We start from the raw sequence: 10,494 nt of genomic DNA, 5'->3' as shown, positions 1-10,494 counted from the left end.
TTGTCCAGCACGTCCAGCGCCCGGATGTGATGCGGGGCCGACGGGTCGTGGGTACGTGCCGAGTCGGCCACGTACAGGGTGTTGCCGTCTGCCGAAAACGCCAGTCCGTTGGGTTGAACAAAATCAGCGGCCACGCAGTGAATTTCACCCACATTCGGATCGACCCGATAGACATTACGTCCCGCCTGTTCAGGATCGGCCTTGAAGCCTTCGTAATCGCTCATGATTCCGTAGGTTGGGTCGGTGAACCAGATGGCGCCATCACGGTGAACCACCACGTCGTTCGGTGAGTTCAGACGCTTACCCTCAAAACGGTCCGCGATCACGGTGATCGAGCCGTCCGGCTCAGTGCGGGTCACACGCCGCGTGCCGTGCTCGCAGGTGATCAGTCTTCCCTGAAGATCGCGGGTATTACCGTTGGCAAAGTTGGAGTCCGGACGGAACACCGACACGCCCTGCTCTGGGGTCCAGCGCAAAATACGTTGATTGGGAATGTCACTCCACAACAGGTAACCGCCGTCGTTGAACCAGACCGGTCCCTCTGCCCAGCGGCATTGGTTGTACAGCCGCTCAAGCTGGGTGTTGGGCAGGGTCAATGCCCGGAAGCGCTCATCGATGTATTCATACTGTGGTTCAAACATGGAAGTACCTTGATTCAAGCAGTGCGTGCCGATTTGCGGCCACTGACGGCGGTGATGACCGCAATGATGATCAGACCGGTGAGTATCAGGCGCACCCCGGCGCTGGCGCCGAAGGTGTTGAGCATGCTCACCAGCAGGTAAAGAAACAGCGCCGCGCCCCAGATGCCCGGCACGTTGGAAAAACCACCCGCCACCGACGTCCCGCCAATTACCACCACGGCAATCGAGGCCAGCAAGTACTCGTCGCCCATGCTCAACGAAGCGCCACCGGAAAACCCGGCCAGTAGCAGGCCGCAGACGCTGGCAAAGACCGCACTGAGGACGTAGGTCGCGAAACGGATACGGTCGACACGTCCCCCGGCGAGTTCCGCAGCACGGGCGTTTTGACCAATGGCGATGGTCCAACGACCGTAAACGCTACGCGTCAGGACGTACCCCATGACCACTGCCAGCAGCACGACGCTGATCGCCAGATAAGGCACCCCCAAAATGTGACCGGTGCAGAACTGATAAAAAATGTCCGGCGGCTGGATACGCACGCTACGGCCGTAGGCAATCGCCATGGACTGCAACAGGAAACTGGCCGACAACGTGGCAATGATCGGTGGGATGCGCAGCAGTCGGATCAGCGCGTAGTTGGCGCAACCAATCAACACCCCCGCCCCTAGTACGCCCAGCACGCCTAGCCAGATCAAACCGGCCTGGCTGTCCATCAACTTCATCCCGATGGCCCCGCTCAGCGCAATGTTGGCCGGAATCGACAAATCAATGTTGCCGGGGCCGGTAGTGATCACAAACATCTGACCAATGCCGACGATGACGAAAAACGCCGAGAAGCTGAGTGCGCCCGACAACAGCGACCCTGCACCTTGGCCTCCGGTGAAGACAATGGTGACGATCCATATCAGCAACGCCGCCAAAAACGACCATAACCAGGGCTTGCCCAAGACCGTGGTCAAAAAGGGAACAGTCTTCATAGTGGGCGCGCCTCAAGACGGTTGACGGACGTGCGCAGGGCCAAGACCAGAATCAAGATCGCGCCTTGGGCGCCAATCTGCCAGTCCGGAGAAATGCGCATGAAGGAAAGCAACGAGCCGGCCAACACCAGCGTCAGCGCCCCTAGCACCGCGCCAGTAGGCGAAACCCTGCCACCGACAAACTCACCGCCACCGAGGATCACGCCGGCGATGGACAGCAAGGTGTAACGCAGCGCGATGTTGGCGTCGGCCGAGGTGGTCAGACCCACCAGAAAAAGACCGGAGAACACCCCGAACGTACCGGCCAGCGCATACATCGTCAGCTTGATCCGCAGCAGTGACCAACCCGCCTTGGCAATTGCCAACGGATTGCCTCCTGCACCTCGCAACACGACGCCTAGGGTCGAGCGCATCAAAAAGAGATGCACCACAATCGCCAGCACCACACAGACGATGATCGCGAACGGCAGCAACGGCGTTTTGATGCGCACCAGGCTTTGCAGCCATTCAGGCGCGGTGCCGCCCGGCGCCGGCAACAACAAAACAGCGCCACCCATCCAGATAAATGACATGCCCAATGTCACGACGATGGAGGGCAAGTTACGCACGTGGATCAACGCACCCAATAACGCATACACCGCGATACAGCCCAGCAACGCCAGACAACCGAGCACTGGGTGCTGGTTGAGCAACGTTGCCGCGACGCAGGCCACAAAACTGATGAAGCTGCCCAGCGACAGATCAAGGTCGTTGACGGTGATGATCAGCATCTGCGCAATAGTTGCGAAGGCTATCGGTACCGCCAGATTGAGCATCAGGTTCATGCCCATGTAACTCATCGCCCTGGGCTGCATGATGAAAATAGTGATCAGCAGTACCGCCAGGGATACCCCCGGCAATGCGCTACGCAGCAGGCGTGCGCGGTCAAATCCGGGGGCTTTTAGGGCAGAGCCCTTCAGTGGGATAGGGGTGGATGCATTCATGCAGGTTGCTCCTCGAAAGAGCAGCGAAGAATCTGCTCCTCGCTCAATTCACTGCGTGGCAGGTCAAGGACTGCCTGGCCATCACGAAAAACATAGATGTGGTCGCAATAATCGAGCTCTTCCAACTCAGTGGTGTACCAAATGAAGGTGCGGCCTTTGGCAGCCTCCTGGGCGATGATCGAATAAACCTCGCGCTTGGTGCCAATGTCGACGCCACGCATGGGATCGTCCATCAAGATCAAATCACTGCGGGAGGCCAGTGCCCGGGCGAACAGGGCTTTTTGCTGGTTACCCCCGGACAGCGACAGAATCGGATTACGCATATCCGGTGTGCGGATACCCATGCGTTTTTGCCATTCTTCAGCCATGGCCTGCTCTGCATCCGGGTCGATCAAGGCGCCGCGTTTCAGATGGCCTAGCGAGCTGATCGTGATGTTCTCGGCGATGGACCACATCGCAAATACACCATCACTTTGCCGATCTCCCGCGACTAACGCCGCTCTTCGCCCGCTGGCAATACTCTGGCGCAGCACCTGAATAAGCAGTTGGCTTTGACCATGCCCAGCAAGCCCTGCCAAGCCGACGATTTCGCCGGGATGCGCATCGACGGTCTGTGCGTTGGCCTGACGGGCTGGGCGTTGGGCGACCACAGGGGTGCTGTTGATGCGGCGCGAGATAAAAACCTGCTGCTCGGCAGCCTCCTTTGCGGCGCTGCCCATGCACTCCACAAGAGACGAGTGGGTAAAGTCGTTCGCTGCACGAGTCTCCACCACACGGCCATCACGCATGACGGCAATGCGATCACAGGTGTCGAGCATTTCCCCAAGAATGTGGCTGATCAATACGATGCTGCCGCCAATGCCGACGAAGCGCCGGACGAATTGCAGCAGTTGTTCGGCAACCCGCGAGTCCAGTGACGACGTGGGCTCGTCGAGAATCACCAGGTCAAGGCGCTCATCGACGCGCACGAATGCCCGGGCGATTTCGACCATCTGGCGTTTGCCGATCGGCAACTCAGCGACGATGTCGTCGGCCTGAATATCATGGCCCGGAAAAATCTCATCAAGGCTGGCCTCGATCAGCGCCTTGGCCTTGCGTCGCCAACCCCATCCACGAATGGCCGGTGACATCAGCCGGGTATTTTCAGCGACGCTGAGGTTGGGACACAGCGACAGCTCCTGAAACACACAGCGAATACCGTGCTTGCGCGCCACGTGCACGCCATAGCTGGAACGCACGTCCTCATCACCGACCAGCAGCGCCCCACAGTCAGCCTCAAGGGTCCCCGCCAAGACCTGCATCAGGGTCGATTTGCCAGCGCCGTTGTGCCCAATCAACCCCAGGCATTCACCGGCCTGAACACTCAGGTCGACCTCACAAAGGGCGCGCACGGCGCCAAATGATTTGCCGGCACCTTTGAAGGTCACCAGCGCATGTTGAAGGGTAGTCATGGCATTCTCCTCGGCATTGCCGCGCACGTAGGCGCGGCATGCGTTGGTCATTGAGCGGATGGGCTTTTCAGTGTGGCGACGTCATCGACGTTGTACGCCTGACTGAGAATCCCGCCCTTCTCAAGGCCCTTGAGCGAAGCTTCCAGGGTGTCCTGAGTCACGCTGACCGCTGGCGACAGCAAGTCATGAGGCATTTTCTTGCCATCGAGCAACTGCTGGGCAACCCAAAACGCAAGGCTGGAAATGCTCGGAGCGCTGGAAATCGAAAAGGACTGATAACCGTTGGCGTCCTTTTGCTTCTTCCACCACGACAACTCTTCTTCGCGATTACCGAAGACAATCGTCGGCGTTGGCCTTCCCGCCGCAGTAAAGGCCTGGGCCGCGCCATAACCGTCATCACCTTGAGTCACCAAAGCGTCAATCTTGGGCAGGCTTGGCAGGATGCCTGCCACTGCTTTTTGCGCGGCAGTCTGTGACCAGTTGCCATTGACCGAACCCACGATTTTCAAGTTCGGGTGTTTTTGCGCGCCGGCGATAATCCCGGAATGGATCTGCTCATCCACAGAGACGCCCGCCAGACCACGAACCTCCAGTACATTCGCTCCGTCAGGGAATCGCTTGGCCAGATAGTCCATCTGGTCGACACCGCTTTGCTTGAAGTCCATGGAGATGCGATAGGCGCAGGGTTCGGTGACCACGCCGTCGAACGAAACGACGATGATGCCCGCATCGCAGGCCTGCTTGATGGCGCCGTTCAGGGCCGTAGGCGACGCCGCGTCGACGACGATAGCGCTATAGCCCTGCAGGATCAGGTTCTGGATTTGTGCCGCTTGCTCAGTCGCCTGATTCTCACCGGTGGTGAAGGAGTCTGCCGAGGCGATAACACCTTTTTTGACGGCGGCGTCGGTGGTCTGCTTCCAGCTGCTGAGCATGTTCTGACGCCAAGAGTTACCGGCGTAGTTATTGGACAAGGCGATGGTTTTATCGGCCGTATCGGCCTGCGCCTGCATGAAGGGGAACAGTAACAGCGCACTCGACAGAAGCACGCACCGCAACGGGTGAGTTTTCATGGATTAACCTTTGTTATTATTTTTTGAGTTTCAGGTGGCTCGATTGATCGATGCTCACCGGTTGACTGCACGTTCGAGTTCAGTCTGCGCCGTCTTGCAACCAGCGTCTGTGACCATCCGTGCAGACATGGAGCGAAACACCGCACTTAATATGCGGGATCACGCAACTCGCGTGCGAGACCCTGTAACTCTTCACGCAGACACCTGTTCATCACCGCGTAGCGCGTGCCAGCCGTCGTCGATAGCGCGTATGGTGGGGCCAAGAAGAATAAAAGGTGCATGACCGTGCAACGACCACACATTCAGGCCGAGGATGTCCTCCATCACTTTCTTGGCATCTCCAGGGCCCTGGCCGGGCAACTGGACTTTCAATCGATGATCGACGCGATTTCCGAGGAAATACGCGTCATCCTGCCCCATGACCATCTGGACGTAAGCTTGCTGCTGCTCGACGGGGAAAACCACCTGCACGCCTATGAAACCGGGTTACATACGGCATGGAGCGACTTCGCCAATCACCCACTGCCGATCGTCCAAAGTCCTATCCGCACAGTGTTGCTGGGGGAGGAGCCGTTCATCCTCAGCAAGGACGCGATGACCGATCCACGCTTTCAGTTTGCCGACGCCTACAACACGCCGATTTTCGATGCCCAGCTTCGCAGCAGACTCCACGTACCGTTGCGCGCGCGGGGCGAAATCATCGGCGCATTGAGCTGCTCGAAACATACTGCCGATTACTACACCCTGGACGATGTGCACCATACCCAGCATGTCGCCGACCTGCTGGCGTCCTATCTCTACGCACTGCGTCAGACCGATCAGGCGAAAAAACTGGCGATCGCCGAGACCCGGATCCGTGCCCGGGAAGAAGGCCTTCGCGTGGGTGCTCTGCGTTTGACCGAGGAGCTGGAAAACGAACGACAGCGCATTGGCATGGATTTACATGACCAGACGCTGGCCGACATGACACGTCTGCATCGCCGCCTCGCGCGCCTGGCGCTAGTCGATACGCTGTCGGGCCACGATTTACAGCCCCTCAGTGAAGCCTTGCAAGAGAGCATGCAGGAGCTACGCCTGATCATCGACGCTGTCAAACCCACCGTGCTCCAGCTGTTCGGCTTCGAGGAAGGACTGGAGGATCTGTTGTTGCGTAGCGTGCGCGACAGTGGTTTGAGCATTGCCACACACTTGCGCGACAACACCGACGGGCAAGCCAACAAACTGGCGGAACCGCAGAAAATTGCGCTGTTCCGTATCGTCCAGGAAGCCGTTAACAACGCGATCAAACACGCTTACCCGGATTCCATCGACATTGACATCAGCCGTGTGGACAACCGCCTGCAGTTATCCATTGTCGATGATGGCCTAGGGCTTGATCGCGACAATCTGCTGGACAGGCGGTATCAAAAACATGCAAATACGCGCCCAGTTGCTCGACGCCCAGCTGCAGATCGACAGCGGCCCACAGGGCAAGGGAACGCACGTTCGCCTCAGTTTGCCGTTGCCTGACCCACACATTGACCCAGAGCAGGCCGCATGATGGATGTCTTACTGATAGAAGATGACCCCGTACATCGCGCGTTCTTCAGGGAGATGATTGAACAGGCGTTGCCTGAATGCACCCGTTTGCTGGAAGCCGAGGACGGACAAATAGGTGAGCGTCTGGCCCATGAGCACGGCGTCTCGGCAGTGGTCATGGATTTGCAGATGCCTAAACGCACCGGAGTAGAAGCCGCCAAGACGATCTGGAAAGATCGCCCCGATACGTCGATTCTGTTCTGGTCCAATTACGCTGATGAAGCGTACGTGCGGGGTATCTCGCGTATCGTTCCAGAGGGCGCGGCCTATGGCTATGTGCTCAAGACCGCCTCTGAGGAGCGGTTGCGGTTGGCACTGCGCAGTCTTTTTATCGAACAACAATGCGTCATTGATCGCGAGATACGCGGCGTGCAGCAAAAGTCGCAGGATCAGGTGCTGGGTTTATCCGACACCGAGTATGAAGTCCTGCAAGATATTGCGCTGGGGCTGACAGACCGCGCTATTGCCAGTCGCCGCAGCCTTTCGTTACGCAGCGTGCAGAACCGGTTGCAGCAGCTGTACGAAAAGCTCGGTGTCTACCAGCCAACCGACCGTAACCACGCGTTCAACCTCAGAGCACGTGCTGTCAGCATCGCACTGCTGCGCAAACTGCTTAATCGCAACGCCCTGGAGCAGGCCGAGGCTGAGTTACAGCAATGGATCAGCGACCCCCGGCACGGCTACTCCAATGCAAAGCAGCAGAGTTAGTGACCTCACTGGGCTTGCAACATTGACTGGGCGTTGCCGAACCACCTCAGTGGTAGTCAGTTATCTCAACGCTTTCGGGGCTCGTCAGCGCTAAAAGCCGCTATTGACCCAGCCCTTTCTTAAACCGATACGAAACAAACCCAGCAGACCACGCCGGCTTTGATACCAACTTGAACGTACTGGCCGGGGGAAGGTTAACCGGGGCACCAATCTTGGGCGGTGTACCGCCCAGATAATCGCCATGGTCGTACTTCCACGGGTCCGGGATCGCCCAATGCGGATCTACATTACCTGGAATTGGCAGATCAGGTCCGCTTCGGCCCAGCGCACCTTGCCAGTAAGGATGGCCCTTGCTGATGATGCCAGCCAGTGGATTGCCGAGGGGAAAGGCGAGTTGCAACACGTGATCCTCAAGCGAGGCCAGCACAGATACCGCCTGCAAATCCTTCACGATCGTTTCGTACTGCGTAGTCAGGCAATTGTCGTTGATTGCACCCGCCATCAGAATCGCCTGGGTCACCGAGAGGTGCATATTCTTGATCGTCTCCAACACCACCCGCGCGCCGAGGCTGTGAGAAACGAACGAGCGACTGGCCGCGCCGCTGAAATGAAGGTCGATGAACGTAGCAAGTAAAACTGCGCTCCGCATGGCTTCACTGTCTTCAAACGGATAATCCAATACTGGCATCCAGCGCGAATCGCCTGGCCACAAAATACCGACAAACAGCGCCCCCGGACCTAGATCCAGCAGTTGTTCCCACCCAGAAAGACTCGCAACACCGTCAACCCGATTGACGTTGAACCCATGGGTGGCAAACAGAACATCGCGCCCTTGTGCCTGGGCTACCAATTCAGTGAAGTTGGGATAATGGCCGTTGCCTTGTCGGACGATTACTTGGCTTGCAGTCACGCCTCCGACGCTGTCCGAACGCAGATCGAGAAACCAAGTCATGGCGGCGGCCTATTTTCGGAAGGTCTCGGCGACCTTTACACCTGCGGAGATGGCGCTGGTCAGGTCTTTGGCGATGGGGGCAATTGGGGTGGCAGCCAACCCTACGATAAGCCCCAACCCTAGCGAAAGTGCGGTTGGCTCGTAGATATAAAAGCCGAAGACCGCCAGTACCATCGACACCACTACCGACATAGCCTTGGCACTGTTCCGATAGATTTGATCGGCACGCTCGTAGCCTTGATCAAGGATTGCCGTCAGCAGTAAATCAAACCGTGCCCATGCGTCGCTTTCGGGTAACGTGAGACTAGCCCCACGGCCGATCTTTTCAGCCAGTGTCATCAGCACCTCAACTTTCATTCCGGTGGCCGAAGCGTAGGACTGAATATTTACCGTGTTGAATCGCAACTTAAGTAGCGACTTCGCAATGGCTTTCTGGCCTTCCAAGGCGGTCCCGTTCAGCCAGTTCGCGCGAAGGGTCTGCAACAGTTGAAGCAACCCCAGCGGCGGGACGACATCCTGGGTGTTCACAATTTTTCTGGGTTCGTCGGGTGGAAAAAATGAGGCCACGACTTTTTCAATTTCCCCGAAACCACAGTTAGAAACGCCGCCGCCAAAGGCCTTGGTTGCGTCGACCAATGCAAAAGACGCAGTGCCAAGAGCCGCTGCCGCTCCGATGCATTGAGAGATTAAGTCGGTCGATATATCCACTGTAGACATCCGAAGGGGTGTCTGACTTCTATCCGTCTGCGAAACGACTGCGATAACGACTAAGACAAAATTAATGGCACTCAGAAGAATGCTAGCAAAGGCCCACCCGTTTGCAAGGTTGGCCCGAATCGATCATTGCTCAAGGGCGGAACGAATGTTTTAACCCTCACTGCAATGACAGAAGATTTACTGGAGGGGAACCGAAACCGACCGGCTATAATCAAAACCGCTCAGGCTATTAAGCCGTCATGCCTTCGGAGATTCCATGAAGCGCTGTGTACTGATTGGATTGTTCCTAACTGCTACAACGATTGCAGTCCCGGTGTTCGCGGGAAACGAAAGTAATTTATGCGTCATCAACCTGCAAAAAGTCAGAGACGCCCAGTCGAGTAATCAAGGCGTGAGTGATCAGGTCAAGGCGGATGTGGACTCCACGCTTCATCGTGCCGAATCGGCCTATGCCAGGAACAACGACGACGGCGCGCGGGAATGCATCTCCCTGACGACCCAGGCAATGCAAAAAATGCAGAGCAATTGAGCGGCTGAATCCAGCGCATCTATGGGAGTGTTCCAGCCAGTGCTGGAACACTGAACCGCAACATTGCAGCCACGTTAGTTAACTAATTATTTGGCCGTCCGCCACTCATCAGACCTCAGTGAACTTAGTGCGCTGAGTGCACTTCCTATCTATCACGTAGGGACAAAAGAAAAAGCGTCGAATTCTCCGGCTATTGCTCCCGTCCGATGAACCTTTCATAGCAGGAAGTTTGCTTATGAGCAGGTCGACCACGCGCACTGAAAAAACCGAGATCGTGCTTTTACCCACCCATAAAAAACTCGCCACCCATGAGATTGCCGTCCATCAGGCATTGGGTCAAAACATCGCGCAACTGCTGGGCGCACGGTTCTGTGGACTGTACGACAGCGCGGTACATAAGGGGCCCGGTGTGTATTTTATTCCGTCGGACACATTGATCGGCAGAGAGGAAAATAGCGCGCTGGGCATTCAATCCGTCGATGACTTCTTTGGCGGCATGATCGACCTCCCCTTCATGGCAACCAAAGCCATCTCCCATCCGCTATTGGCGAATCCGACAGCACAACCAGAACACTGGCCCGAGGTGTTTTTCAAACGGGTACAGGACGCGGTTCTGGAGGGCTTCACCATTTTCAACAGCGCCGATGCGCAACGGGCCGGCAGCCTTCTGTTGATGCATGGCGCGGTAAGGCTAAAGCCGGTATTGGCCACGGCGGGTCGAGGTCAGATTGTGGTAACGAATGAATCTGAATTAGCCGTAGCCATCGCCGAACAGGACTTGGAAGAGGTCGCCGTATGGGGGCTGGTCCTAGAAGAGAACCTGCAGGATGTCGTTACCTACAGCGTCGGACAGGTCCAGGTCGGCGGTATTACTGCCAGTTACTACGG

Annotated in this window: 11 protein-coding genes; 4 read left to right on the top strand and 7 right to left on the bottom strand. The window is 57.1% G+C overall.

Annotated features, from left to right (window positions below):
* The 5 genes from M0974_RS19770 to M0974_RS19750 form a co-directional block, all read right to left on the bottom strand.
* Nucleotides 1-641, bottom strand: a 641-nt coding sequence (locus tag M0974_RS19770) for an SMP-30/gluconolactonase/LRE family protein (protein WP_297840553.1), incomplete at its 3' end; no start/stop codon positions are given.
* Nucleotides 642-655: 14 nt separating this feature from the next.
* Complete coding sequence (locus M0974_RS19765) at nt 656-1,618, bottom strand: ABC transporter permease (protein WP_297840550.1); 963 nt, start codon at nt 1,616-1,618, stop codon at nt 656-658.
* Nucleotides 1,615-2,601 (bottom strand): ABC transporter permease, encoded by a 987-nt coding sequence (locus tag M0974_RS19760; protein WP_297840547.1) that lies wholly within the window; start codon nt 2,599-2,601, stop codon nt 1,615-1,617. Before M0974_RS19760 ends, M0974_RS19765 begins: the two co-directional genes overlap by 4 nt.
* Nucleotides 2,598-4,052: a sugar ABC transporter ATP-binding protein gene (locus tag M0974_RS19755; RefSeq protein ID WP_297840544.1), complete on the bottom strand. Its 1,455-nt coding sequence runs from the start codon at nt 4,050-4,052 to the stop codon at nt 2,598-2,600. The genes M0974_RS19760 and M0974_RS19755 overlap by 4 nt, the downstream gene beginning before the upstream one ends.
* A gap of 47 nt (nt 4,053-4,099) precedes the next feature.
* A complete protein-coding gene (locus M0974_RS19750; protein WP_297840539.1) occupies nt 4,100-5,122 on the bottom strand; it encodes an ABC transporter substrate-binding protein in 1,023 nt (340 codons plus the stop codon).
* A 285-nt stretch (nt 5,123-5,407) separates the two neighbouring features.
* Between M0974_RS19750 and M0974_RS19745 the strand changes: the two genes are divergently transcribed.
* Together M0974_RS19745 and M0974_RS19740 are read left to right on the top strand one after the other, a co-directional pair.
* Nucleotides 5,408-6,631 carry a GAF domain-containing sensor histidine kinase gene (locus tag M0974_RS19745; protein WP_297840536.1) on the top strand — a complete coding sequence of 408 codons (1,224 nt, stop codon included), beginning with the start codon at nt 5,408-5,410 and terminating at the stop codon, nt 6,629-6,631.
* A gap of 27 nt (nt 6,632-6,658) precedes the next feature.
* Nucleotides 6,659-7,408 carry a response regulator transcription factor gene (locus M0974_RS19740; protein ID WP_297840533.1) on the top strand — a complete coding sequence of 250 codons (750 nt, stop codon included), beginning with the start codon at nt 6,659-6,661 and terminating at the stop codon, nt 7,406-7,408.
* 100 nt (nt 7,409-7,508) lie between these two features.
* Here M0974_RS19740 and M0974_RS19735 read toward each other — a convergent pair whose 3' ends face one another.
* Nucleotides 7,509-8,360, bottom strand: a complete 852-nt coding sequence (locus M0974_RS19735) for an alpha/beta hydrolase (RefSeq protein WP_297840530.1) — start codon at nt 8,358-8,360, stop codon at nt 7,509-7,511.
* A 9-nt stretch (nt 8,361-8,369) separates the two neighbouring features.
* Nucleotides 8,370-9,068, bottom strand: a complete 699-nt coding sequence (locus M0974_RS19730; RefSeq protein ID WP_297840527.1) for a hypothetical protein — start codon at nt 9,066-9,068, stop codon at nt 8,370-8,372.
* Nucleotides 9,069-9,333: 265 nt separating this feature from the next.
* Between M0974_RS19730 and M0974_RS19725 the strand changes: the two genes are divergently transcribed.
* Both M0974_RS19725 and M0974_RS19720 read left to right on the top strand, forming a co-directional pair.
* Nucleotides 9,334-9,606 (top strand): hypothetical protein, encoded by a 273-nt coding sequence (locus M0974_RS19725; RefSeq protein ID WP_297840524.1) that lies wholly within the window; start codon nt 9,334-9,336, stop codon nt 9,604-9,606.
* 235 nt (nt 9,607-9,841) lie between these two features.
* Nucleotides 9,842-10,494, top strand: a 653-nt coding sequence (locus M0974_RS19720) for a DUF3182 family protein (RefSeq protein WP_297840520.1), incomplete at its 3' end; no start/stop codon positions are given.

It is taken from the genome of Pseudomonas sp., from assembly GCF_026224925.1.
Taxonomy (GTDB): domain Bacteria; phylum Pseudomonadota; class Gammaproteobacteria; order Pseudomonadales; family Pseudomonadaceae; genus Aquipseudomonas.
Note: the sequence above shows the minus strand (reverse complement) of the source record. Positions and strands in the feature narration are given on the sequence as shown.